Raw genomic sequence first — 25,570 nt, forward strand, 5'->3', positions numbered from 1 at the left:
GCGTCACTTCTCCGGCGGCGGCACTGCGCCGGTCTGGCTGGCGATCAGCCCGTAATGCTCGATGCGGCGGTGCTGGGCAAAATTGAAGATCGTGGTCTTGCCGAACGTGGTGGCGTCGAGGTCGCAAGCGTGAACCAGAACCTCGTCGTCTTCCGTCTTGGCCTCGGCGACGATCTCGCCATTGGGATCGACGATCAGGCTGCCGCCGAACAGCGGATGGCCGTCCTCGACACCCGCCTTGGCCACCGCGACCACCCAGGTCGCGTTCTGATAGGCGCCGGCCTGCACCGAGAGACGATTGTGGAACAGGCGCTTCTCGATGCCCTCGTCGCTGCTCTCCGCATTCACCGACGGCGTGTTGTAGCCGATCAGCACCATCTCGACGCCCTGAAGGCCCATGACGCGATAGGTCTCGGGCCAGCGCCGGTCGTTGCAGATGGCCATGCCGATGATGCCGCCCAGCTCGCGCCAGACGTTGAAGCCGAGATCGCCCGGCTCGAAATAGCGCTTCTCCAGATGCTGGTGCGACCGCTTGGTATCGTATTCAACATGGCCTGGCAGATGGACCTTGCGGTATTTGCCGACGATCTTGCCGGATTTGTCAGTGAGGATAGCGGTGTTGAAATGATGGCCGTCGGGCGTCAGCTCGGCATAGCCGAAGTTCATGGCCATCTGATGCTGCGCCGCACGCTCGAACAGCGGCTTGGTTGCCGCGTTCGGCATCTCGCGCTCGAACCAGGTGTCGAACTCCGCCCGGTCCTCCGCGTACCAGCGCGGGAAGAACGTGGTCAGCGCCAGCTCCGGATAGACGATCAGGTCGGCGCCTTTTGCCTTGGCTTCGTCCATCAGCGCAATCATGCGCTTGACCACGGCCTCGCGGCTGTCGGCCTTCTGGATCGGGCCCATCTGGGCGGCGGCAACGTTGATGATACGCATCAGCGGGTTCCTGATTTCTTGGTGAGGCTGGGGATCGCAGCTTGAGGGGCGTGCCGGCGCGCGCAGCATAACGCGGTCTTGCACCGTTTTTCCAGCCAAGCAGCTTTCATGCCGTCCGCCCCCATTCGGCATCCTGCAAAAGCCGCCAGTTGATCTTGTTGCTGGCGGTGCGCGGCAGCTGCTCGACGAAGACGACGGCGCGCGGCGCCTTGTAGCTTGCCATCGCGCCGCGGGCCCAACCGACGATGTCGTCCGGCGACGTCGTCGCGCGCGCGGCTTCATCGAGCACCACCAGCGCCTTGACGGTCTCGCCGCGGTAGTCGTCGGGAGCCGAGACGATGCAGCATTCCCGGATGGCGCGGTTCTGGTACATCGCGGCTTCGACCTCGGCCGGCCACACCTTGAAGCCGCTGACATTGATCATCCGCTTCAGGCGGTCGACCGCAAAAAAGTAGCCCTCGGCATCGCGATAGCCGAGATCGCCCGTGCGCAGGAACCGCTTTCCCGAGAGCTCGATGAAGGAGTCAGCGTCGGCCTGTGGCCTGTTCCAGTAGCCTTGCAGCACCTGCGGCCCGTGCACGACAATCTCGCCGACGACATTGTCGTCGAGCTCGATCAAGGTCTCGGGATCGACGACCCTCGCATCGGTCTCCTGCACGGCAATGCCGAGACACTGGCGCTTCGGCGCAGCCATCGGATTGAGATGGGTCGGCGACATGGTCTCAGTCATGCCATAGCCTTCGACGAAATCGAGGCCGAAGCGGCCCTTCAACCGCTCGGCCACTGCGGTCGGCATCGCCGCACCGCCGCCGGTCAGCACTTTCAGCTTGGCAAAGCAGCGGTCACGAAACCTGGCGCTGGCGAGCACGTCGACGATCATGGTCGGCGCCGCGTTCCAGAACGTCACGCCATAGGTCTCGAACAGGTCCGGCAGCAGATCCTTGTCCCAGCGCGCCATCAACACCAGCGTAGCGCCTGTCACCATCGTCGCATTCATCGAGCCCTGCATGCCCGCGACATGGAACAGCGGCATGAAGCCGGTCATCACGTCGCTGCCGTCGAGTCCGTACCAGCGTGCCTGCAAGACGGCCGTGAACAGCGCGCTGTGATGCGTATGCATGCAGGCCTTGGGTTTGCCTGTTGTCCCCGACGTGTAGGGCAGGATCATCAGATCGTCCGGGCCCGCCCTCATCGGATCAGGCTGCAAGCCTTTCGTGATCGCGGACGACCAGGAATGCCAGCCCGATGACGACGGCACGTCCGACTGCGCCTCGGTGACGCATGATGGCAGCGTATAGGGCGTGGCGGCCGGCACCTCGTCGCGATAATGCGCAACGATCACATGCGCGATAGCTTCACCCACCAGCGGCGCAAAGACATCGCTCAGCTCGCTTCCGATGATCGCGACCCTGGCGCCGCTGTCTTCGGCGAGATACGCGAGCTCCGCGGTCTTGTTCATGGGATTGACCGGCACGATCACGGCGTCTGCCCGCATCACCGCGTAGTAGGCGATGACATATTGCGGCGAGTTTTGCAGCGCGATCATGACGCGGTCGCCGCACTTCACGCCGCAAGCGCTTTGCAGGAAGCCGGCCAAGGCATCGACCCGCTCGCGTAGCTCGGCATAGCTCAGGCTCGCACCATAAAACACCGTCGCCGGGTGCGACGGCCGATCCTTCGCCGCACGTGCCAGCGCGTCGTACAGCGTCCCCTCCGGCATCGCGAGATGCCAGGGCTCGTCCGCCGGCCAGGCCGGCGAGCGTGTTGCGGGGCCTGCGTTCACCCGTGCTCCTCGTCTGCGATATCGAGGCCGTGATCGAGTGCATCCAGAAGCAATTCGGCCTCATGCTCGGAGATGACCAGCGGCGGCGCCAGGAACAGCGAAGTCTGCTCACCGCTGGTGCCGATCACCGCGCCCGCCTCCAGCGCGCGCTCCGCCACGCGCGAGGCGATCGGGACCTCCGTTGTGTCGGCATGCCAGGCGCGCCAATCCGGCCCGTGCAACTCCACCGTCCAGTGCAGTCCCTGTCCCGCCACGCGCTGCACGCTCGGATGCTTTTGCGCGATCGCGAGCAGGCGGCGGATGAACAGCTTTTCCAGGCTCGCTACGTGCTCCAGGATCTTCTCTTCGCTGACGACCTTCAGATAGGCGCTAACCGCGGCCATGCTGATCGGATGGCCGCGCAGCGTGCCGTAATTCTGCCAGCTCGTGCCCTTGAGCCGCTCGACAATGTCCTTCGACACCACGACGGCAGCAACGGCTGCCGCACCGCCACCGAGCGATTTCCCGAGCGTCACGATATCGGGGCGACTCTGCGCTCCCTGGAACGCGAACCAGCGCCCAGCGCGGCCCGCACCGGTGACGACCTCGTCCGCGATCCAGTACGAGCCCGCCTGCCGCGCGCAGCGCGCCACCTCGTCCTGATAGGCGCCGTCGTAATAGATGCCGCCCTGAGTGTAGTCGATGATCGTCGCGGCCGTGTCCGAGAGCAGGCGCGTGGCATCCGCCAGATATTCGCTGGGCGAGGTGTTGTTCGCCGATCCGCCATAGATCGCACCATCCGGCGCCGGGAGGATCCGCACCGGTGCCATCGGCGCCGGCAGCTTCGAGCCGCCTGCGTGCACCGCGAGGCCGCCGTGCCATTGCGGCTGCACCGTCATGGCGCGGGAGAGGCCGGTGATGCCGTGATAAGCGCGCTCGCGCGTCGCCAGAGCCGACCGCTGCGTCAGCGCCTGGCAAAGCGACAGCGCCATGTCGTTGGCCTCGCTGCCGCTGATGCAGAACCGCACTGCGCCGACCCAGTCGTCTTCGCCCTTGAATGCGGTGGCCATCAGATCGTCGGCGGCCTGCTCGCGGCCGACCCAGGACCAGCCTTCGTTCACGACCGGCGTATCCGCCGCGCGGCGGATCGCCTCCACCATCGCGGGATGGCGGTGGCCGAGGCCGCCGCCGGTGTTGCTGCCGTCGATCAGCTTGCGGCCATCGGACAAGTGAAAATAGACGCCCTCGCCGCCAACGACGGCCATCGGCGCGGCTTCGCCCGCATTCAGCCCGGTTCGCAACAATCTGCTCATCGCAATCCCCTCACTCCGCAGCCACGGCGCCATAGCCGCCGCCGCCGCACATCTCGATCGTGACGAGATCGTCTTGCTGCAACACCAGGTTCGATTTGCCGTCGATGGCGACGTTCGCGCCCTGCCTGATCAGCGAGATGCGGCAGGCCTTGCCGGGATAGCCGCCCTGCATGCCGAATGGCGCGATCACCATGCGCTCGATGCAGGTGGTCAGATGCATCGAGGGTGCCAGGATGCGATAAGTGCGGACGGAGCCGTCACCGCCGCGATGGGCGCCCGCGCCGCCGGACTGCCGGCGAATGGCCTGCTGCTCCAGGCGGATCGCGTAGTTCGCCTCGATCACCTCGACCGGTGTATTCGACGTGTTGGACAGATGCACGCGCGTCGCCGACATGCCGGCCCGATCATACCGCGCGCCTTCGCCGCCGCCGTGGACCTCGTAGAGCATTTTCCACGAGCCGTTTTGCCGCGGCTCGGCGAAGAACAGAACGCCCGCGGTGGTCGCGCCACCGGCCGACAGTCGTTCGGGGATGGTGTCCTGCATCGCGCGAAAAATCGCATCGACGATGCGCATGGACGTCTCATGGTTGCCGGCGGCAACGGACGCCATCCAGCCCGGCTCCAGAATCGAGCCCGGGCGCGTAACGATGGTCAGAGGCCGGAGCGCACCCGCATTCTGGTGCATGTCGCGTCCGCTCATGATGCGCGCGGCATAGGCGACCGCCGAGCGCGCCATGAACGGCGTCGTGTTGCAGAAATTCGAGACGCGATCGCAACTGCCGGAGAGGTCGAAGGTCGCCTCGTCGCCGCGAATGGTGATTTTCACATGGATGCGCGCAGGTGCATTGTTGACGCTGCCGTCGTCGAGATAGTCTTCGCCCTCGTAGACGCCGTCCGGCAGGTCGCGAAGCGCTTCCCGCATCTCGATTTCGGAGAGATCGTGCAGGCGCGACTGCGTCGCCGTGAACACCGCCTTGCCATGCTCGCGGCAGAGCTCGAGGATGCGCTTCTCGCCGGCCTTGGTCGCGGCGATCTGGGCGAGCAGATCGCCCTCGCAGGACTCGGGATCGCGGACGTTGGCCTTGAGCAGCTGCACGATCGGCGTATTGACGCCGGCTGAGGTTGCGATCAGCACCGGCGGAATCCGCATCGCCTCCTGGAAAGTGTCGATGGCTTTCGCGAAATAACTGCCGGGCCAGGTGCCGCCGATGTCGGGCCAGTGCGCGAGGCTGACTGCGAAGGCGACGATCTCGCCGTCGACGAAGACGGGACGCACGACCTTGACGTCGTTGAGGTGATTGCCTCCGAGCGCGCCGACATTATAGATCACGACGTCACCGTCGTTCAGGCTGTCGCGCGGCATCACCTTCAGCAACTCGGGGATGGTGTAGGCCATCGCGCCGAGATGGATCGGGATGTCGCGGCCCTGCCCGACCAGGCCGCCGCGGCCATCCGTGATTGCGGATGACAGGTCGCCGGCCTCGCGCAGCAGCGGCGAGCGCGCCGAGCGCGTCATCACCAGGCTCATTTCCTCGGCCGCGGCCGAGAGCCCGTGCCTGATAACCTCGACGACGAACGGATCGAGCTTCATGCCGCCCTCCGCGTCAGGGACAGGTTGCCGGCGGAATCGGGTTTGGCTTGCCAGCCGGGCGGGACCACCACCGTTGACCATGCGTCTTCGATGATCGCGGGGCCGCTGACGACATCGGTCAATTTGGCGCGATCGATGATGGCGGTCGGGATATCGTGGAGACCGTCGAATGAGCAGGCCCGCTTGCCTGACGACACCGCCCTCACCGCCGTCGCCGGCCGGCTCACCACCGTCGTCGACGGGCGCCGCGCCTGCACGCGCACGGATTCGATGACGCAGGGCTCGCTGGTCGCGTAGCCGAACAGTTCGTGATGCCGCGCCAGAAAGTCCTTCTTCAGCTTGGTCACGTCGAGCGGCAACGTGAACGGCACCGGGATGGCATCGTTCTGCGCCGCGTAGCGCATCAGCGCCACCAGCTCGACCTGAATCTCCGCCTGCGCAACGCCGTTGGCGATCAGCGGCGCCGAAGCATCCTCAATCAACGTCCCGATCCGTTCCGACACGCGCGCGAGATCGATGCCATCCAGGGCCGCGCGTAGCGTCTGCTGCTGAAGGAAGCTGAAATCGGCGGTGAGACAGCCAAGCGCCGAGAACGCGCTCGAGGCGCTGGGCACCACGACCCCTGCAATCCCGTAGAGATCGGCAAGGCCTGCGGCATGCATCGGGCCGCCGCCACCGAAGGCGAGCAGCGTGCAGTCGCGGCCGTCGATGCCGCGCTCGACCGTGACGCGGCGGAGCGCGCGCGCCATCGTCGCGTTCGCGACCTTGATGATGCCGAGTGCGGTTTCAGTCAGGCTCAGCCCCAAGGCGCGCGCAATCGGCGCGATGACGCGTTCCGCGGCCTTGATGTCGATGCCGATGCGGTCGCCAAGCTTGGTCTCGGGATTGAGATAGCCGAGCACGGCGTTCGCGTCGGTAATGGTCGGCTCGGTGCCGCCGCGGCCATAGCAGGCCGGCCCCGGCTGGGAGCCGGCGCTCTCCGGCCCGACCGTCAGGCCGCCCGGACCGTTTCGCACGATCGATCCGCCGCCGGCCCCGATCGAATGGACCGCAAGCATCGGCTGACGCAGCGGCTTGTCGCCGAGCATGCGGCCGTCGGTCATCTCGGCCTGACCGTCGACGATCAGGCAGACGTCGGTCGTGGTGCCACCCATGTCGAAGGTGAGCATGCGCGATGTGCCGAGCTGGCGCGCGATGCTGACGGATGCAGAGACACCGGCGGCCGGGCCTGACATCGCCATCACCAGCGGCCGCCGCTTCACGGCTGAGATCGGGACCATGGCTCCGGCCGAATGAAACACCTGCAAGCCGGCGCCGATCGGCAGCCGCTGCTCCAGCTCGCTGAGATATTCGACCGCGATCGGCATTGCCGCCGCGTTGAACACGGTGGCCGACGTCCGCTCGTATTCGCGCGCCTCGGGATTGACCTCGTGCGACAGCGAGACGTGGGCGACGACGCCCTTGAGCCGTTCGCCGAGCATTTTTTCGTGGATGGGATTGGCATAGGCGTGAAGCAGCGCGACCGCGACGCTCTGTACGCCGGTCTCCTTCAGCCAGGCCACCAGACGTGCGATCTCGGTCTCATCCAGCGCCTTGAGCACCCGGCCCTCGTGATCGAGGCGCTCGGCGAGCCCAAAGCATCGTTCGGGCGGCACCAGCGGCGGCGATTTCGGCGGAATGTCGAGACGATAGAGATCGCGGCGGCGATAACGCGCGATCTCGAGCACATCGGCGAACCCTTCGGTCGCGACCAGCGCGACCTTCGGCAGCCGGTTCTCGACAATGGCGTTGGTCACGCGCGTGGTGCCGTGCACGAAGCGCTTGACCTCGCTCTTGCGCAGGCCCACCGCCTCGATCGCCTCCAGCATCGCCTGAACCGGCGCGTCGGGGCGCGACGGCACCTTTGCGATCCGCGCCTCCGCGGAATCGCGCCTGATGGCAATAATGTCGGTGAAGGTGCCACCGATATCGGTGCCGACTTCCCAGTGATGTCCGGAGGAACTCATGTGCGGCGTCAGTTACGGATGACGTCCGAACCGGACGCTGGGTGCTTGCCGGCCATCGCAACGTCCAATGCCAAACCGAGAGCGCTCATCATCATCCCCTGTCATGCCACCGCCTGCGAGCGTGCGACAGAGCGATGGGCTCGGGATAGGGCCAGAGTTGTCGCAAACCACTAGACCAGCGCAGGGCCGGCATCATGCGGTGCAACACCGGCTGCACGTTTTGGTGCAGCCGTGCCCGCGCAGAGAGCACGCGAACGCGAACCGTTCCACGCGACGAACGTGCAGCGCACCACGGATTTCTCCGCGCAAATCGCGACGCCCGCTGCACTGCAATCGGATCACTCAAAAACGTCTGTCTAATTTGCAGGCGATTGAACGGCGTTGCGGGATAGCCGGATGCCTACGAGCTATGCATAGCGGTCGGCTCAGCCTCTCTTTATTGTACGAACAGTAAGAGAGGATTTCGCCGGCTCGGATGGCGCATTGCGGCAGCCGCTGCCGATGCAAGCCGCGATTCTCGCAAGCAGCGGCGCGGCATCCTCGACCCGCAGCCGTCCGTAGCCGAACACCAGGCCCTGCCGCGTCGGCTGCTCCAGAAAGTTTTGCGAGAGCGGCTGGACGTGGATGCCGGCCTGCTTCAGGACCGCGGCCGCCTCGCGGTCGCTCATCCGTGCCTGCATCGCATCGGTAAACAGCGCCACCAGATGCAATCCCGTGACGGCGGAGGATACGGTGAGATCGTCAGCCATCAGCGCTGCGATCGCATCGATCAGCGCCTTCCGACGTGCGGCGTAGATCCGCCGCATCCCGCGCAGATGCCGCAGCAGGTGCCCTTCCCGCATGAACTCGGTCAGCGCGAGCTGACCGATGCCGGAGGTGTGCACATCGATGCGCGCGCGGCCCTTGGAAAAGCCCTCGATGAAATGCCTGTTGGCGACGATGTAGCCGAGCCGCAAATTCGGCATCATGATCTTCGAGAAGGTGCCGAAATAGATCACCCGCCCCTCGCGATCGAGCGAGCGCAACGAGGCGATCATGCTGTCCTGGTGTCTGAACTCCGAATTGTAATCGTCCTCGATCACCCAGACGTCGTTCTTGTTGGCCCAGTCGAGCAGTTCGAGCCGCCGCTCCAGGTGCATGCTGACGCCGAGCGGATATTGATGCGACGGCGTAACCACGATCAGCTTCGCACCCGGTGCGCGCCTGATACCTTCGGAGACGACGAGGCCCTTGTCATCGACCGGAATTGGAACGAGCTTCGCGCCGGCGGCCGTGAGCGCCCACCGGGCCTCGACGAAGCCGGGCTCCTCGACCCAGACCTCGTCGCCGGGATCGAGGATCATCCGACTACAGAAATCAAGCGCCCCCGATGTGCCTGAGGTGACGACGACCTCTTCCGGCGCGCAGACGAGCCCGCGCACCGAGCCGAGAAAGTTCGCGATCTCGCTCCGCAAGCGCGGATGGCCTTCCGAGGGAAGATCGAGACACTCCTGCTCTCTCGGATTTTGCCAGGACAGCCGCAGCAGGCGCGACCATTCCTTGAACGGGAAGGTCGAGACGTCGGGTGCGCCGGGCGCGAACACAGACGGCCAATTGGTCTCGTAATCCAAACCAAGCAGCGATCGCCAACGCTCCGACATGTGGGCGGGCTTGCTCGCAGGCGACGTAGTGGATGAAGGCTCCGCATGCGGGGCTGCAACGGCGGCCACCATGACACTGCCGCGCGGCATCGATGCAAGATAGCCCTCGGCGTAGAGCAGTTCCCAGGCGGTCAGCACCACCGTGCGCGAGCAGCCCAGTTCGCGCGCGATCTCGCGCGAGCCGAGGAATTGCGTTCCGGCCGGAAAGGTGCCGCGCAAAATGCCGGCGCGGATGTGCGCCGCGATCTGCAGATGCAGCGGCACGGCCGAATTCCGGTCGATATGCATCCCGGCAAGGGACACGCGCTTGCTCGGGTGACGGCTGTTGTCCATGTCTCGCCCGTCAGGCAATTGAGCCCGCATGGAGCGAAGCGAAATGCGGGGACACCGTCCCGGATTGCGCTTCGCTCCATCCGGGCTACACACAAGTGCGTGGGGCGGGTCAGCGCAAGCCTAACCCACCCCACGAAATCTCGCTTACGCGCTCGCCTGCGTCACGAACTTCGTGTTGAGATAACCCTCGATCGCCTCGAGGCCGCCCTCGGAGCCGTAGCCGGAATCCTTGATGCCGCCGAACGGCACTTCCGGCAGCGCGAGGCCGTGGTGGTTGATCGACACCATGCCGCTCTCGATGTCGGAGCCGATCGCCTGCATCGTCTTGGTCGAGGTGGTGTAGGCATAGGCGGCAAGGCCGTACGGTAGGCGGTTCGCCTCGGCCACCACCTCCTCATAGCTGCGGAACGAGGTGATCGGGGCAAGAGGTCCGAACGGCTCCTCGTTCATGATGCGGGCATCGCGCGGCACGTCGGTGATCACAGTCGGCTCGAAGAAGAAGCCTTCGTTGCCGATGCGCTTGCCGCCAGCCTGGACCTTGGCGCCGCGCTGCACGGCATCGGAGACCAGACCTTCCATGGCGTCGACGCGGCGCGGGTTCGCCAGCGGACCCATGCGGGTGTCCTTGTCGAGACCATTGCCGACCTTGAGGCTCTTGGCCGCGGCGACGAACTTGTCGACGAAGGGCTGATAGACGCTTTCGTGCACCAGGAAGCGCGTCGGCGAGACGCAGACCTGGCCGGCGTTACGGAACTTGTTGGCCGAGAGAATCTTGGCGGCGTTGTCGAGGTCCGCATCCGCGAACACGATCGCCGGCGCGTGGCCACCGAGCTCCATGGTGACGCGCTTCATATGCAGGCCCGCGAGCGCGGCCAGATGCTTGCCGACCGCGGTCGAGCCCGTAAAACTGATCTTGCGGATGATCGGGTGCGGAATGAGATATTCGGACACGTCCGACGGCACGCCGAACACCAGCTGGACGACGCCGGCCGGAATGCCCGCGTCGGCATAGGCGCGCACCAGCTCCATGCAGCTTGCCGGGGTTTCTTCCGGGCCCTTGACGATGATCGAGCAGCCGGCGGCGAGCGCGGCCGAGATCTTGCGGACCGCCTGGTTGATCGGAAAATTCCAGGGCGTGAACGCGGCGACCGGGCCGACCGGCTCCTTGGTCACGAGCTGGGAGACGTTGCCCATCCGCGGCGGCACGATGCGGCCATAGGCGCGGCGGGCTTCCTCGGAGAACCAATCGATGAGGTCGCCGGCCAGCATGGTCTCGCCCTGCGCTTCCACGACCGGCTTGCCCTGCTCCATGGTCATCACGGGTGCGATCTCGGCGGCGCGCGAGCGGATGATGTCGGCGGCCTTGCGCATCAGCTTGTAGCGGTCGAACGGCGAGGTCTTGCGCCAGATCTCGAAGCCGGCCTTGGCGGCCTCCAGCGCGCGGTCGAGGTCCTGGCGCGAGGCGTGCGGCGTCTTGCCGATCGGCTGGCCGGTGGCGGGGTTGAGGATGTCCTCCGACTTGCCGGAGGTGCCGTCGGTCCACTCGCCGGCGATGAACATCTGAACTTTGGGGTACATCCCTGGTGTCTCCTGCATGATTTCGGCGGCGATCAGCATTGGCGCCCGGCCGCTTAACAAGTGGGCGCAGAGCTACACCGAAAGGCGGCCGGCGAAAAGGGATCAATGATGCCGCAGCGGCGCGAGGATGGTATGCGCAACAGACGACATGGTGGCGTCGTCACGATGCGATTATTTTTCCGTCACACCAGGCTCGACTTGCCACGGCTGAGCACCTCGCCCGCGCCCTTGTCGCCGACGATTTTGCCCTGCTCGTACACCACGCGGCCCCGCGCGATGGTGGTGACGGGCCAGCCGGTGACGTCAAAGCCTTCCCACGGCGTATAGTCGGAACCATGGTGCAAATCGGCCTGCCGGATCGGCTTCTTCAATTTGGGATTCCATAGAACGACGTCGGCATCGAAGCCGACGCCGATCGAGCCCTTGCGCGGATAGAGCCCGTAGATCCGCGCATGGTTGGTCGTGGTCAGCTCGACGAATTTCTGCAAGCTGATCCGCCCCTTCGAGACGCCCTCCGAGAACAGGATCGGCAACCGGGTCTCTACGCCGGGGATGCCGTTCGGCACCCAGCGGAACGAGGTGCGGGAATTCGGCGTCAGCTTGCCCTTGGGATCGTCGTAGCGGAACGGGCAGTGGTCGGACGAGAAGGTCTGGAATACACCCGTGGTGATGCCCTCCCAGATCGCCTGCTGGCTTTCGGCATCGCGTGGCGGCGGCGAACAGACATACTTTGCGCCTGACATGTCCATGTTCAGGCCTTTCATGTCGTCGGCCGTCAGCGTGATGTATTGCGGACAGGTCTCGGCATGAACAGGCAGTCCGCGCTGCTGGGCCCAGCGCACCTGCTCCATCGCCTCGCGGCCGGAGACATGCACGATCATGATGGGCACGCCGATCACCTCGGCATGGCTGATGGCGCGATGCGTCGCCTCGCGCTCGACCGCCTGCGGCCGCGACACGCCGTGATAATACGGCGCGATATGGCCCTCGCGCTCCAGCTTGGCGGTGAGGAAACGGATCGCGTCGTAGCCCTCGCAATGGACCATGACCAGCGCCTCTTCGCGGCGCGCGACATCGAACACCTCGAGCAACTGCTTGTCGCTGAGCACGAGATCGTCATAGGTCATGAACACCTTGAACGAGGTGTAGCCGTCCTTGACCAGCGCCGGCAGCTCCTGCCCGAGCACGACCGCGGTGGGGTCGGAGATGATGAGGTGGAAGGCGGTGTCGATGTAGCACTCGCCCTCGGCGAGCTTGCGGTAGTTCTCGACGCAGGTGCGGAGCGACGTCCCCTTCTCCTGGAGCGCGAAGGGCAGCACCATGGTGTTGCCGCCAGCCGCCGCCGCGCGCGTTGCCGAAGCAAAATCGTCGGCCATCACCACGTCCGGGCCTGACGATTGCGAGATATGAACGTGGCTGTCGATCCCGCCCGGCAGCGCCAGCAGACCCGTCGCGTCGATCTCGCGCACCGCACCTTCAATGCGGTCGGCGATGCTGACGATGCGCCCGTCGCGAATGCCGATATCGGCGCGAAACTCGTCGCTGGCCGTCACGATGGTGCCGCCGCGAATGGCGAGATCGAGCTGCGTCACAGGCGTCTCCGTCACTTGATAACCGCTGATGTCTGGAAGATCCGGCCCCAAGCCGCAAGGGCTGCGACGTCGCCACCGGCGAGTTCGAGCGTCCGCCACAGCGTGACCGCGACCGAGTCCAGCACGGCGATGCCCAACTCCCGTTCGAGCGAGGCGGTCAGCGCGGCGCCGTCGAGATTGGTGCAGAGAATGACGACGGCATCGGCGCCGTCCGCCGCGACCGCGCGGATCATGTCGGCGATCGTCGCGGGCGTGACCTCACCGAAGGAAAAATTATCGCGCAGGCCGAGATGCCGCTCGACGTGAGGGGCGATCCCCTCCTCGGCCCAGACATCGCCGATACGCCGTTGCACATCGTCCGTATAGGGGGAGACCAGGCCGACGCGTCCGGCGCCGAGCGCGCGGACGGCGTCGATGCAGGCGAGCGTGGAGGTCGTCGCCGGGATATCGGTCCGCGCCGCGATCGCCTCGCACAGGCTCCGGTCGCGGCCGATACCGAGCCAGCTTGCCGACGTACCGTTCCAGGCAATGGCATCGACCTTGGCGTCCGCCAGCAGATCCGCCGCCGGCAGCATCACCGAGGCATCGAACTGGTTCAGCGCCGCGGCATCGAGCGCGATCTCGGTGACGCGGAAGCGCGAGAAATGCGCGGTGACGCCGTCCACGCCATGCAGCATGGAATAGGTGACAGGCTCCAGCACCGAGTTGGACGACGGGGTCATCATGCCGAGGCGCTTGCGCTGAATTGACATCGATTGCGATCGCCCAATTGAGGGAATGTACCGCTGCGCCCCCCTCGGACGATCATCCGCGCCTGCCATCGCCCGCGCAACCCGCAATTTGCATGGCGCATATGATTTGTTCGATACGCAGCTCAAGCCGCGAAGGTCGACCGCAAGCGCCGCCAGCCGATGACGATGCCGGTGACGGAAAATGCCAGCCCGAGCAAGCAGAGCCCGACGACCAGGACATCGCGCAGACGCGGATGCGCCATGAGAACGGGAAAATCGAGCGTGTGCAGCGCGCTGTAGAACCAGCGATAGGCCCGCCGCGAGGCATCCAGGCGTTGCAGCACGCGGCCGTCGGCACCGTCGATGTCGAACCAGAGGTCGCCGCATCGGGAGCGATAGGCGGGCGCTCCGGGGACGGCGGAGCGCGCGGGATAGTCGTCATTGTCGGCAAGAACGGACGGGGCGCCGCAGCCCGGCGCAAGGCGCGTCGTCAGGTCATGGACATCCCTCTCGCCGAGGAATGCCACCTGCCGGCTGCGGATCGCCTCCTCCGTTTTAGTCAAGGTCTGACTGGCGAGGCCGGTCCGGTCGCGCCGGTAGACAACACCGTTGACGGCGAACCATTCGACTTCGCGAGCCGACGGCTGACCGAACGGCGGGGCGGTCGTCCAGTCCGGCGCGGCATACACCACGCCCGCTTCGGTCGGGGTCAGCTCCCCGCGCGAGAACAGCCGGCCGTGATCCATCGAGAGCCAGCCACTGAAACTCCAGGTCAGCACGAAAACGGTCGCGACGAGACCAATGATGTGATGCAGCGCGTGCCAGCCGCGATAAGGCGACGAGATCCGGCGGCCTCGAATCCTGATCCTGATAATTCCGAGCACCGCGCCGAGCGTCGCCGCGATAAGAGCCACAAGCGACAATGTCGAGACCACCTGATCCCAAAGGGACCAGTTGCTCCTCAGGACTGTCGGATAGATCCAGTGCAGGACGCTGCCGGCCCAATTCCACCCGCGCTCGCTGCGGGTCGTATCCAGCACGACTTCGCCGGTGCGCGAGGAGACATAGATCTCGGTTCCGGCCGCATCCCCAAGAGCGACGCGCAACAGAGGCCGATGTCGATCAAAGCCGTTCGGTACGCTCCATTGATCATAATCCGCGCCCGCAATCATCGCCGCCCGCGCAGCATCGAGCCCGCGTTGCCGGGCATGATCCCGCGCGATACCGACCGCGACGCCGGCGGACGCCACCGATGCATCCCGTCCGTCGGAGGCATGGACCGCGCGCACACGCGACGGGCTCGATACGACATAGACCGGCCCGTCGCTCCGCTGGACCAGGCGAACGCGCGTGGCGTCCGCGATCCCGCCCGCGGCAACGGCATCCGCGACCGCAATCTTCACCTCTCCGCGATCAACCGGCGCGAGCCCGGCAAAGCGTTCCGCTTCCGTCAATGACGGAAACGGGACGAAGTGCATCACGATTCCGCTCGCGAACCACATCGCGAACAGCAGGCAGAACGCGATCCCGATCCAGCGATGCAGCAGGACGATCGCGTTCATCATGTGATCAATGCCCTACCATTTGAACGCGGCCGAGAGCTCATAGGTCCTGGGCGCACCGAGCAGGATCTGGTCGGGATAGAACGGATCGCCCCAGATCGCGTAGCGCTTGTCGGTGATGTTGCGCACGCGGAAGCCCAGACGGGCCTGGTCGACCGCGTTGAACACCGTCTTCGGGATGTCGACGAAGGCGTAGACGTCGGCGACGGTGTAGGCCTTCATCGTCACGACGTTGGCATCGGTGTTGTAGCGGTCGCCGACATAGCGGCCCGTGATGCCGAGTTCCACCGGCCAAGGCGTGAAGAACCGGTACGACGCACCGGCATTGGCCACGATGCGCGGCACGTTCGGCGGCGTATTGCCAGAGAACGAGCCGCCGACGAAGTTGTAATCGGCATAACGGGCATCGACATACGCGATGTTGCCCCAGAGGCGCAGCGGCTCGATCGGGCGCACCGCGGCGGCAAGCTCGACACCTTTCGATTCCTGCCGTCCCGCGATGTTGAGCGTCTGGCCGCCGGCTGCCGCATAGACGTTTTTGCGCACGATGTCATAGGCCGAGAACGACCACTCCGCCCGGTTGTCCCAGAACAGGTGCTTGACGCCGGTCTCGTAGGTGCGCGCGGTGGTCAGGTCCAGGTTCTGGGTCGGAGCAAGCAGGAATATATTGTTGGCCGAGATGTCGGCGCCGGTGGCGTATTGGCTGAAGAAGGTTAAGCCGGGGACGGCGTCCCACGTATAACCGATGCGACCCGTCGTCGGGACCCAGGATTGTGAGAACGGGAAGCCCGCTTTCTCCAGTCCGTTCTTGTCGGTCGAGTTGCGGTCGAGCCCGATATGCTCGACTCGCAAACCACCAATCAGCGCGAAGCTGCGGGTCAGCTTCAGCCGGTCCTCGAACGACAAGGCCTCGTTGTCGATGCGCGCGGTCTGCTGCTGCGTCGTCAGCAAACCGTAATAGCCGCGATTGGGATCGATCAGCGAAACGGAGTCGCCTGGGAAGTTTGCGGCGCCCGGCCGGACGAAATCGAGATAGCTCGACGACAGTGTCGTAACCAGCCGGTTGTCGAAGCCGGCGATGTTCGTGTCCCAGATCAGGTCGGTGATATTGCCCACCAGCCGTTGGCTGTGTGCGACGTAGAAGCGTTCACGATCGACCAGGTTCGTACCGGAATTGAACGCCTCGACCTCATTGTTGAACCAGGTACGCTCCGCGCCATAACCATAGGCTTGGCTCTTCAACGTCAGATCAGGCGCGAGCTTCAGCTCGAAACCGCCGCGCAGCCAGACTTCCTGCGCCACGTTGCGGTTGTCGAGGACGTTGTAATTGGTGTTGAAGGTTCGGTCGTCGATGGTGACCGCACCGAGATCGGTTTTGTTGTAGTTCGAGACGTAATTTCCGGAGACAATCCCTGCCGTCGCATGCGAGCCGCTGAAGGCGACCGGCACCAGCGGTGCGCCCCAATAGGCCTTTCCGCGATCCTCGCGGTACTCGATCGCGCCCCAGACCTTGAGGCTGTCGGAGATGCGGTAGTTGAGCTGGCCAGACACATCCAGCGTCTTGGTATTGGTGTCGTCGGCAAAGCCGTTGAGCGAGGAGCGGCTGATGTCGAAGCGGTAGTCCAGCCCCTGCACATTGGTGCTGCCGCCCGAGCCGTAATGGGCGCGGAATGAGTTCAGCGAGTCCCAGGAGAAATCAGCCTCGTTGCGGATCGCTCCGGTGTGCGGCTGCTTGGTGACAAGATTGATCGAGCCGCCGGCGGCGCCCTCGCCCGAGATCAGCGAGGCCGGGCCTTTGAGGAACTCCACGGCCTCCAGATTGGCCGTGTCCATGATCCGCGAGGTCATGTTCTGCGGGCCGATCTTGATGCCGTTGTAGAGCGTGTTGATCTGGCTGTTGGTAAAGCCGCGCATCGAGAAGCCCGCCGGCTCCCCCGGCGCGTCGCCCGAGGTCACGCCGACCGCGCCCTGCGCCCCCTCGGACACGGTACGATAGCCCTGCTCGCGCATAGTCTCGGCCGAGATGACTTCCACGGTGGCCGGTATCTCCCGCACGGTCAGCCCAAGGCGCGAGGCGCTTTCGGCCACCGCATTGGTGTTGAGCGGCGTCTGCGCCGTCGCAGGCGTCACGGCGGGTTTTGGCGCTGCGGATGCGGCCGGCCTGCGTGCGGCCGCGCGGCGCGTGCTCTGGGCTTCCCGGGCAGCCGGCTTGCGGGATTGGGCGGGCGACACCTCCACGGGCGGCAGCGGTTCGCGGGCCTGTTGCGCCAGCGCGGTGGGCAGATCGAGAACGGCAAAGGACGTGAGCGCGGCGGAAGCGAGCAGGACGCTGCGCGGTCGTACGATACGGATGGAAGACACGGTCTTGGACCTCGGTATGACGTCAGTGGCACGTCACAGCGAACCAGGTCCAACCTTCGGCCTTCCAGCCTTCCGATGAAGCCGAATGTCTGTACTCCCCGACCGACATCTTCGCGTGTGACCACGGCTGACGGCAGGTCTCCTGGCTCGCGGGTCAGTACCTTGCATCGCCTTCCCGGGACCGAGATACCCAGTGGCTCGTGACGCAAGATTCGCCGCTTACAGTTGCGGGGGCAGCCGCGGCATTGGGGACAAATCCCCGCACCGCATTCCCTTTTCATCCCCACTCGGGGAAACCGTCAAAGCCATCTAGGATTACCAACAAGACGGAGTCAATGTGCCGGTGCGACGTTATTGCCGCAGCGACCAACTTCCTTGGAGATAAGCATGGAAGGCGAGACCTTCCTCTGGCTGATACGGCATGCGCCCGTTGACGGCGTCAAAGGGACGATCCACGCGGCCGACGCGCCCGCCGATCTCGGCGATCGCGTGCAGCTGGAGGCGTTGCGGCAGAGGCTCCCGCCAGATGCTGCGAGCTTGGCGAGCCCGGCGCGACGCACGGTCGAGACGGCGCGCGCGCTGGGACTCGAACCCGCGTTGGTGCCCGAGTTCAGTGAGCAGGATTTTGGCAACTGGACCGGCCGGCGGCATGACGAGCTCGCGGCGACCGGCGGTGAGGCCTATGTGCAGTTCTGGAGCGATCCGGCGCACGGGCGGCCGCCTTGCGGCGAAAGCTTCGAGGATCAGGTCGCGCGCGTCCGGCTCGGTCTCGCGCAAATCGGCGCCGGCTCGGCAACGCTCGTCGTGCACTCCGGCACGATCCGCGCCGCACTCTGCATTGCGCTGGACCTGACACCACAAGCGGCCCTGCGCTTCGTGATCGATCCGTTGTCACTGACCCGGATCGACCGGCTCGCCGCGGGCTGGCGCGTCGTCGCGGTCAATCAGCGCGCGGCTTGAGCCGGATCAGGCCGGGCGATCCGGCACGTTGGCCTGCGCGAAGGTCGCCATGCCGTTGTGAAGGCTGCACGCGAGCCGCACCAGCGGCAGCGCGATGGCCGCGCCCGATCCTTCGCCGAGCCTGAGATCGAGGCTGATCAACGGCTGCACGTTCAGCGCACGCAGCACCAGCCGATGTCCCTGCTCCGCCGATTGATGCGACGGCAGCAGGAATGAGTGGCACGACGGGTTCAGCCGCACCGCCGCCAGCGCTGCCACCGATACGATGAAGCCATCGATCAACACGGGAATGCGGGCTTGCGCAGCCGCAATGATGGCACCGCAAATCGCCGCGATCTCGAGGCCGCCGACGGCGCACAGAATCTGTTCCGGCAAAGCGCCCGCAACGCCGTGACGCGCAATCGCCGCATCGATCACACCCGCCTTGTGCGCGCGGCCGGCCGCATCGACGCCGGTACCGCTGCCCGCGATCTCCTCGGCACTGATGCCGAGCAGGCTCGCCGCAATCGCCGCCGACGTCGTGGTATTGCCGATGCCCATCTCGCCGAAGATCAGGAGATCGGGCCTGCCGGCTGCCGCGCGCGCGACTGCGCGCTGACCGGCCTCGAAGGCGAATGCCAGCTCCGTCGGGGTGAGCGCGGCTTCCACGCTGAAATCGCGCGTGCCCTGGCGCGGCTTGTCGGTGACAACGCCCGCGATCGCCTCCTGCGCCAGCGTGCCGGCGTCGACGACCTCAAGGTTTGAGCCAAGCTCACGCGCCAGCACCGAGATCGCGGCACCGCCCGAGGCAAAATTCGCCATCATCGCGATGGTCACTCCTTGCGGATAGGCCGACACGCCCTGCGCGACGATGCCGTGATCGCCGGCGAAGACGATGATCGGCACCCGCGCGGCGCGCGGCTGCTCGGTTGCCTGCAGGCCCGCAAGCTCGACCGCAAGCTGCTCCAGCCGGCCGAGCGCGCCGGCCGGTTTTGTGAGTTGCGCCTGACGCGCGAGCGCCGCCTCGCGATGAACCGCGGAAATCTCGGGGCATTTTTGGGTGACCCATTCGGGGAGCATGCTGCCTCGCTTACGGCCTGCGCTTGAGAATGTAGCTGTCCATGATCCAGCCGTGCCACTCGCGCGCATCCTGTCGTGCGGCAACGATGCGCGGGCCGATCTCGGCCAGAACGCCCGACATGGCAATCTGATCGGGCATGCCGAGATAGGCGCCCCACCAGATGTGCAGCCCGCTTGGATCGAGCGACTGGAATGCCGTGCCACCGTCGAGCATCACCACCACGGTATCGACGCCCTGCGGCCAGCCGCCTTCGCGCAAGCGACGGCCCGTCGTGACCAGGAAGGGCTCGCCGATGTCGTTGAGCGGGAGCGCATGCGCCGCGCAGAGCGCCTGGATCGAGGTGATGCCGGGCACGACCTCGATATCAGGCAAGGGATCGAGACGCCGCGCAATGCGCAGCGAGGAATCGTAGAGCGAAGGATCGCCCCAGATCAGCAGCGCGACCTTGCCGTCATCACCGAGCTGGCTCGCGATCGTCCGCGACCACGCCGCGGCCACGGCCTCGTGCCAATCGTCCACGCCCTTGTGATAGTCCGCTTCACCGGCATCGCGCACGGGAAGGTCGAACTCGGCAATACGCGTCGTTTGATTGGTGAGCACATCCGCGCAGATCGTCCGCCTGAGATCTGCGAGATCGGATTTTGCGCTCCCCTTGCGCGGGATCAGGATGAGATCGGCCGCGTTGATGGCTTGAACGGCGGCGCGCGTGAGCTGCTCGGGATCACCGCAACCGATGCCTATCAGGGAGAGCGTGAGCATCGCGCGTGCAGGGGCGGCCATCGCGGCCGCCCCTTGTCTCTTAGGCCGCGTTGTGAAGGCGCGGCGTGACGAAGCCGGGCGCGGTGACGCCGCGCAGCGATTTCGCCAGCGCCAGCACGGCGAGATCGGCGAGCGGCTCGATCACGATGACGAGCGCGTAGGAGGCCGCGAAGGTTGCGATGTTGACGAGATTGGTCGCACCGAAGCCGGAGCCATAGAGCGCCCAGAACGCGACCCAGGCGATGACGCCGGCCTGATACGTGGTCGACAGCGCCAGCGCCTGACGGTACTTCAAATCGACATAGGCGGTGTTGCGGGCAATGATCCGCGAGGCAATCGCCTGGATCCCGAACAGCGGCACCAGCAGCGTGGTGACGTTCATGCCGAATTGCGGCAGATCGGGCGGCTCGAAGAAGATGCCCTGGAACAACAGTCCGAACGCAAGGCCGAAGGCCGCCGGCGCTGCCCCAAACAGCAGGAACAGGGTCGAGCCGAGGATGAAGTGCACCTCGGAGACGCCGACCGGGAAGTGCGGCAGGATCTCGAAGAAGACGAACACGAGGCCCGTGGTGGCGAGCGTCCGCGCCGCGAACGACGTGATGCCCTGCTCGCGCACGGTCTCGACCGCGAGCTTCAACGCAACGCCGCCGACGGCGATGCCGGTTGCGTAACTCAACACGAGCTTGGCGCCCGATACTATCCCGGGTTCGATATGCATGGTTCAGTTCCTTCCTGCCGTCACACCCGACGGCCTTGGCCACAAAACATGCACGGCCGGTTTCCTGGCTCGCGGTTCACTGGGGTTCTCCGGCCTTCCCGAGCCTCGCGGCCCAGTGGCTGATCGGAGCCCCTCACCGCTTACAGTCGCGGGGGCGGCTGGGGTTTTGGGCGGCGCAATTGTCCGCCCACCCCCATTCCCGATTATGCTCCGGCGGTTTGCGCCACCTCGAGCACCATGCATCTCCTGTGTGCCCCTTTCGCCAGCCGGGCGTCAAGGGCGAAGGGCGGCCGGGACGGTCATGACGGATAATCCCCCGCCAGCGCGCCAAACAGGATCACGGCGGCCGTCGAGGCCGCGCCGCCCCGTGCAAGCTGTTCGGCCAGCTCGGCAATGGTGGTGCGGACCAGCCGCTCGTCGGGACGCCCGAGGGATTCGGCGAACAGCGCCGGGGTATCAGGGGCGAGGCCGTGCTCGATCAATTTTGCGACAAGCGCCGGAAAGGTGCGCCGGCCCATATAGACCACGGTGGTCGCTTCGGGGTCCGCCAGCGCCGCCCAGTTCAAATTCTGCGGCAGCTCGCCGGTGACATCGGCTCCGGTCACGAACTGCACCCGGCGCGAGGTGTGGCGCCGGGTCAGGGGAATGCCGGCTTGCGCGGCGGCGACACAGGCCGAGGTGATTCCGGGAATGATCTCGTAGCCGATGCCGGCTTCGCGCAGCGCCTCCAGCTCCTCCTCGAGCCGGCCAAAGATGCCGGCATCGCCCGATTTCAGCCGCACCACACGGACGCCTGCCGCGGCGTAGTCGACCAGCAGCCGGTTGACGTGGTGCTGCTTGGTCGAGGGCCGCCCCGCGCGCTTCCCGACCGCGACGAGATTGGCGCCCGGCCGGGCCAGATCGAGGATCGCGCCGGAGGCGAGGTCGTCGTAGAGCACGACGTCGGCATCGCGCAGCCGCGCGGCGCCTTTGACCGTGAGGAGCTCGGGGTCGCCGGGGCCGGCCGAGATGAAAGTGACAAAACCGCTCACCGGTCCTCCGCGATCAGATGGAAGAACGTGCCGGTGGCACGACCGCGGCGCGAGCCGGTCTCGGCGATAACGGCGCCTGTTGCGTCTTGCACGACCGCCAGCGGCGTATCCGGCTGCGCGACAATCGTCGAATAGTGGAACTCGTGACCGCGCAGGCGCGCGCCGACCTGATGGCCCGGCATCGGCGCGGCGAGCGCAGCGAGACGATAGCCCAGATGCATGCGGCGCTTGGCAAAGCTCGTCTCCAGTCCGAGCAGGCCCGTCATCTCATGGCGAATGCCGTCGGCATCGGTCAGAGCAGTTCCCAGCACCATATAGCCCCCGCATTCGCCGTGCACCGGCCGTGTGTCAGCGAAGGCGCGCAAGCCGCTGCGAAAGCGGGCATTGGCGGCGATCGTGCCGGCATGGAGCTCGGGATAACCGCCGGGCAGCCAGCAGACATCGGCGCTGGCATCGGGCGCTTCATCGGCAAGCGGCGAGAAGGTCGAGATCTCGGCGCCGGCCGCGCGCCAGGTCTCCAGCATGTGCGGATAGATGAAGGAGAACGCGGCATCGCGGGCAAGCGCAATGCGCTGTCCGGGCGGCGTCACATTCATGCCGTTTGCCGCCGGTTGCGGCAACCAGCTTGCGGCCGATCGCAGCACCGCATCGAGATCGACATGCTCGGCGACGAAGCGCGCGGCTTCGTCGATCAGCTTGCCGATCTCGGCCTGCTCTTCGGCCTGCACCAGGCCGAGATGCCGTTTCGGCAGGCTGATCTCGGCATGGCGCGGCAGCGCGCCGAACACGGCGATGCCGGCGTCGTTGAGTGCACGCCGCACGAGATCTTCATGACGCGGGCTGGCGACGCGATTGAGCACCACGCCGGCGAGGCGCACACCCGCGCGATAGTCACGAAGGCCTGCGGCGATCGCCGCCGCCGTCTGCGCCTGTCCGGAGGGATCGATCACCAGCAGCACCGGCCAGCCCAGCATCTCCGCAATGTCGGCGGTGGCGCCGGTGCCGGAGACGCCGCGCCCGGCGACGCCGTCGAACAGGCCCATCGAGCCCTCCGCGAGCACGATGTCCGCGTCCGCACCGCGGCTGACGAGATGCGCGATTGCTTCGCGACCCATCGCCCAGCTATCGACGTTGACGGAAGCGCGCCCCGTCGCGGCGGCATGGAAGGCGGGATCGATATAGTCGGGTCCGCTCTTGAAGCATTGCACGTTCAGTCCGCGATTGCGCCAGGCGCGCGCCAGCGCCAGCGTCAGCGTGGTCTTGCCGACGCCGGAGGCCGGCGCGGAGATGACGAGCCCTGCCGACATCACGATGCCTCCGGAAAGCGCGGATCGGCGCCGAGCGGCCGATAGCGGCGGTCGTAATCGGCGGCATAGAGACGGCTCTCGGCAAAGTCCGCAGCGCCAAGCGTCTTGCCGACCAGGATCAGCGCGGTGCGCTCCATCTCTGTGCCGACGGCGGCATCGAGCGTCGCCAGCGTGCCGCGAACGATGCGCTGATCCGGCCAGCTCGCGCGCCAGACGATTGCGACGGGGCAGTCCGCGCCGTAATGCGGCGTCAGCTCGGCGACGACCTTGCCGAGCAGATGGATCGACAGATGGATCGCGAGCACCGCACCGGTGGCGGCAAACGCCGCGAGCTGTTCGCCCTCAGGCATCGCGCTGGCGCGGCCCGGCGTGCGCGTCAGCACGACTGACTGGGCAAGACCGGGCAGCGTCAGCTCGGTCTCCAGCGCGGCTGCTGCAGCCGAAAACGACGGAACACCCGGCGTGACCGTGTAGGGAATGGCGAGCGCGCGCAGACGTCGCAGCTGCTCGCCCATCGCCGACCAGATCGCGAGATCGCCGGAATGCAAGCGGGCAACATCCTTGCCGTCGGCATGCGCGGCCGCGATCTCCGCGATGATCTCGTCGAGCGACAGAGGTGCGGTGTTGACGATACGCGCGCCGGGCGGGCAATGCGCCAGCACGCCCTCGGGCACCAGCGAGCCCGCATAGAGGCAGACCGGACAGGCCGCGATCAGGTCGCGTCCGCGCAACGTCAGCAAGTCCGGAGCGCCCGGTCCTGCACCGATGAAGTGCACCGTCATGGGCCGTCTCCTTCCGCGATCGCGGCGGTCGCGGTGCGATCCCGCGAGACCGCCCGCGTCGCAATCAATCGCGCGCGAGGGCCAGCGGCAACGAGCGCAGCGGCTTCAGCGACCGAGCCCGTGCCGAACTTTTCCGCTACGAGTTTTGACTGCGTCGGCGTCTCGATGCCGGCCAGCATGTCCGCCGGAACCGGCTTGATCGGCACGCCGCATTCACGCGCGAGCTGCTTGAGCGGCTCCGAATCGGCCTTGTCGCTGACAGTCGCGACCGCTGCAAGGCCTTCGGGACCGCCGGCTGCCATAAGCGCCTCGCGCAACGAAGCGAGCGTGACATCCTTTTTGAATCCGAGTCCGGCGACTTTCATCGAACCGCACTCCATTGCACCACGGGCCGCGACGCTTCCCAGGACCTGTAGCGGCCGAGCGGGCCGGCATGTGCGATCTCGACCCGCATCAACTCACCGCCATGGCGCTGGTGCAGTTCGCCGAGCAGCGCCTCCGTCTCCAGCGTCACCGCATGCGCGACGAGGCGCGCACCCGGCACAAGCCGCGGCCAGATGGCATCGAACATTGCGATATCGAGACCGCCACCGATAAAGACGGCATCCGGCGCTTCCAGTCCGGCAAGAGCTTCGGGCGCGGTCGCCGCGATGACATTAATCCGATGCGCCAATCCGAACGCAGCTGCATTGCTGCGGATGTTCGCGGCGCGATCCTCGCGCGCCTCGATGGCGCTCGCCGTCCCGCCGCACAGCGCCCATTCCACCGAGATCGACCCCGAGCCGGCGCCGATATCCCACAGCCGTTCTCCGGGACGCGGCGCCAGCGCCGAGAGCGCGAGCGCGCGCACCGGCCGCTTGGTGATCTGGCCGTCGTGCATGAAGAGATCGTCCGACAGCCCGGAGCTGCGGGAAATGCCTTGCCTGCCCCTCGCCTCGACGGCTACTGCGACTAGGTTTTCGGCGAGATCGCCCGCAAAGCTGTCGGCACGATGCTCAGCGATGCTCTCGCGCGGTCCGCCGAGCGCGGCGAGAGTCCAGAACGCCGAGGCGCCCCACCCGCGCTCGCGCAGCCATGTCGCGAGCTCGCCGGCCGCCTTGCCGTCACGCACGAGGCAAATGATGCGCGCACCTCGGACCAGATGCGGCACGAGACGCTCGAACGGGGCGGCATGAAGCCCGAGACAGGCAATGGCTTCGAGGCGCCAGCCAAGCCGCGCGGCGGCGAGCGAGAAGGTCGATGGCGCCGAACGCGCGATCCACTCGTTGGCATCGAGCTTCTCGGCGAGACTTGCACCCGCGCCGTGCCAGAACGGATCGCCGGAGGCGAGCACCACCGTCGGCCGGCCGCGGCAGCTCAGCACGATGTCTACGTCGAACGGCACCGGCCACGGGCGACCGCGCCCCCCCACATCAGCAAGCGCGAGATGACGCTCGCCACCAAAAACAGTTTCTGCCTTGGCGAGCGCCTTTCGGCTTGCCTCGGACAGCCCGGCAAGGCCATCTTCGCCGATACCGATGATGGTCAGCCAGGGATCAGCCAAGGAAT

20 protein-coding genes and 2 riboswitches are annotated in these 25,570 nt (G+C 66.2%); of the genes, 1 reads left to right on the plus strand and 19 read right to left on the minus strand.

Annotated elements, in window-relative coordinates; all coding sequences use genetic code 11:
• Positions 1-3: 3 nt before the first annotated feature.
• From AC5ZFO_RS01055 to AC5ZFO_RS01105, 11 genes are all read right to left on the minus strand, one after another.
• The gene (locus tag AC5ZFO_RS01055) at positions 4-936 is read right to left on the minus strand and encodes an N-carbamoyl-D-amino-acid hydrolase (protein ID WP_282518591.1); all 933 of its coding nucleotides are present in this window, start codon (positions 934-936) and stop codon (positions 4-6) included.
• A gap of 106 nt (positions 937-1,042) precedes the next feature.
• Positions 1,043-2,719 (minus strand): long-chain-fatty-acid--CoA ligase, encoded by a 1,677-nt coding sequence (locus AC5ZFO_RS01060; protein ID WP_282518592.1) that lies wholly within the window; start codon positions 2,717-2,719, stop codon positions 1,043-1,045.
• The gene (locus AC5ZFO_RS01065; protein WP_282518593.1) at positions 2,716-4,011 is read right to left on the minus strand and encodes an aminotransferase class III-fold pyridoxal phosphate-dependent enzyme; all 1,296 of its coding nucleotides are present in this window, start codon (positions 4,009-4,011) and stop codon (positions 2,716-2,718) included. The genes AC5ZFO_RS01060 and AC5ZFO_RS01065 overlap by 4 nt, the downstream gene beginning before the upstream one ends.
• 10 nt (positions 4,012-4,021) lie before the next feature.
• Positions 4,022-5,602 (minus strand): hydantoinase B/oxoprolinase family protein, encoded by a 1,581-nt coding sequence (locus AC5ZFO_RS01070; protein WP_282518594.1) that lies wholly within the window; start codon positions 5,600-5,602, stop codon positions 4,022-4,024.
• Positions 5,599-7,608 carry a hydantoinase/oxoprolinase family protein gene (locus tag AC5ZFO_RS01075; RefSeq protein ID WP_496121085.1) on the minus strand — a complete coding sequence of 670 codons (2,010 nt, stop codon included), beginning with the start codon at positions 7,606-7,608 and terminating at the stop codon, positions 5,599-5,601. Before AC5ZFO_RS01075 ends, AC5ZFO_RS01070 begins: the two co-directional genes overlap by 4 nt.
• A 425-nt stretch (positions 7,609-8,033) precedes the next feature.
• Positions 8,034-9,581 carry a MocR-like pyridoxine biosynthesis transcription factor PdxR gene (gene pdxR / locus AC5ZFO_RS01080; RefSeq protein ID WP_282518596.1) on the minus strand — a complete coding sequence of 516 codons (1,548 nt, stop codon included), beginning with the start codon at positions 9,579-9,581 and terminating at the stop codon, positions 8,034-8,036.
• Positions 9,582-9,725: 144 nt separating this feature from the next.
• A complete protein-coding gene (locus AC5ZFO_RS01085; RefSeq protein ID WP_282518597.1) occupies positions 9,726-11,159 on the minus strand; it encodes an NAD-dependent succinate-semialdehyde dehydrogenase in 1,434 nt (477 codons plus the stop codon).
• A 182-nt stretch (positions 11,160-11,341) separates the two neighbouring features.
• Positions 11,342-12,751, minus strand: a complete 1,410-nt coding sequence (gene hydA, locus AC5ZFO_RS01090; protein WP_282518598.1) for a dihydropyrimidinase — start codon at positions 12,749-12,751, stop codon at positions 11,342-11,344.
• Between the two features lie 11 nt (positions 12,752-12,762).
• Positions 12,763-13,503 (minus strand): maleate cis-trans isomerase family protein, encoded by a 741-nt coding sequence (locus AC5ZFO_RS01095; RefSeq protein WP_496121086.1) that lies wholly within the window; start codon positions 13,501-13,503, stop codon positions 12,763-12,765.
• A gap of 122 nt (positions 13,504-13,625) precedes the next feature.
• Positions 13,626-15,047 carry a PepSY domain-containing protein gene (locus AC5ZFO_RS01100; RefSeq protein ID WP_496121088.1) on the minus strand — a complete coding sequence of 474 codons (1,422 nt, stop codon included), beginning with the start codon at positions 15,045-15,047 and terminating at the stop codon, positions 13,626-13,628.
• A gap of 12 nt (positions 15,048-15,059) precedes the next feature.
• Entirely contained in the window at positions 15,060-17,405 is a 2,346-nt protein-coding gene (locus AC5ZFO_RS01105; RefSeq protein WP_496121090.1) for a TonB-dependent receptor, read from the minus strand.
• Between the two features lie 115 nt (positions 17,406-17,520).
• Positions 17,521-17,721: riboswitch (cobalamin riboswitch) on the minus strand.
• A 71-nt stretch (positions 17,722-17,792) separates the two neighbouring features.
• On the opposite strand from AC5ZFO_RS01105, the gene AC5ZFO_RS01110 reads away from it, so the two are divergent.
• Positions 17,793-18,365 carry a histidine phosphatase family protein gene (locus AC5ZFO_RS01110; RefSeq protein ID WP_496121092.1) on the plus strand — a complete coding sequence of 191 codons (573 nt, stop codon included), beginning with the start codon at positions 17,793-17,795 and terminating at the stop codon, positions 18,363-18,365.
• Positions 18,366-18,371: 6 nt separating this feature from the next.
• Here the strand turns inward: AC5ZFO_RS01110 and cobT are convergent, their stop codons facing one another.
• The 8 genes from cobT to cbiE form a co-directional block, all read right to left on the minus strand.
• Positions 18,372-19,424 (minus strand): nicotinate-nucleotide--dimethylbenzimidazole phosphoribosyltransferase, encoded by a 1,053-nt coding sequence (gene cobT / locus AC5ZFO_RS01115; RefSeq protein WP_282518603.1) that lies wholly within the window; start codon positions 19,422-19,424, stop codon positions 18,372-18,374.
• 10 nt (positions 19,425-19,434) lie between these two features.
• Positions 19,435-20,184 (minus strand): precorrin-6A synthase (deacetylating), encoded by a 750-nt coding sequence (cobF, locus tag AC5ZFO_RS01120; protein ID WP_282518958.1) that lies wholly within the window; start codon positions 20,182-20,184, stop codon positions 19,435-19,437.
• 40 nt (positions 20,185-20,224) lie between these two features.
• Positions 20,225-20,902, minus strand: a complete 678-nt coding sequence (locus AC5ZFO_RS01125) for an energy-coupling factor ABC transporter permease (RefSeq protein ID WP_282518604.1) — start codon at positions 20,900-20,902, stop codon at positions 20,225-20,227.
• Positions 20,903-20,939: 37 nt separating this feature from the next.
• Positions 20,940-21,155: riboswitch (cobalamin riboswitch) on the minus strand.
• A 46-nt stretch (positions 21,156-21,201) separates the two neighbouring features.
• On the minus strand, positions 21,202-21,933 hold the full coding sequence (cobA, locus tag AC5ZFO_RS01130) for a uroporphyrinogen-III C-methyltransferase (protein WP_014496536.1): 732 nt from the start codon (positions 21,931-21,933) through the stop codon (positions 21,202-21,204).
• Positions 21,930-23,240, minus strand: coding sequence for a cobyrinic acid a,c-diamide synthase CobB (locus tag AC5ZFO_RS01135; RefSeq protein ID WP_282518605.1), 1,311 nt, complete (start codon positions 23,238-23,240; stop codon positions 21,930-21,932). Before AC5ZFO_RS01135 ends, cobA begins: the two co-directional genes overlap by 4 nt.
• Positions 23,240-24,022: a precorrin-4 C(11)-methyltransferase gene (cobM, locus tag AC5ZFO_RS01140; protein ID WP_282518606.1), complete on the minus strand. Its 783-nt coding sequence runs from the start codon at positions 24,020-24,022 to the stop codon at positions 23,240-23,242. Before cobM ends, AC5ZFO_RS01135 begins: the two co-directional genes overlap by 1 nt.
• Positions 24,019-24,387 carry a cobalamin biosynthesis protein gene (locus AC5ZFO_RS01145; protein WP_282518607.1) on the minus strand — a complete coding sequence of 123 codons (369 nt, stop codon included), beginning with the start codon at positions 24,385-24,387 and terminating at the stop codon, positions 24,019-24,021. Before AC5ZFO_RS01145 ends, cobM begins: the two co-directional genes overlap by 4 nt.
• Positions 24,384-25,565, minus strand: a complete 1,182-nt coding sequence (gene cbiE / locus AC5ZFO_RS01150) for a precorrin-6y C5,15-methyltransferase (decarboxylating) subunit CbiE (RefSeq protein WP_282518959.1) — start codon at positions 25,563-25,565, stop codon at positions 24,384-24,386. Before cbiE ends, AC5ZFO_RS01145 begins: the two co-directional genes overlap by 4 nt.
• Positions 25,566-25,570 lie beyond the last annotated feature (5 nt).

The organism is Bradyrhizobium sp. Unk1, assembly GCF_059512345.1.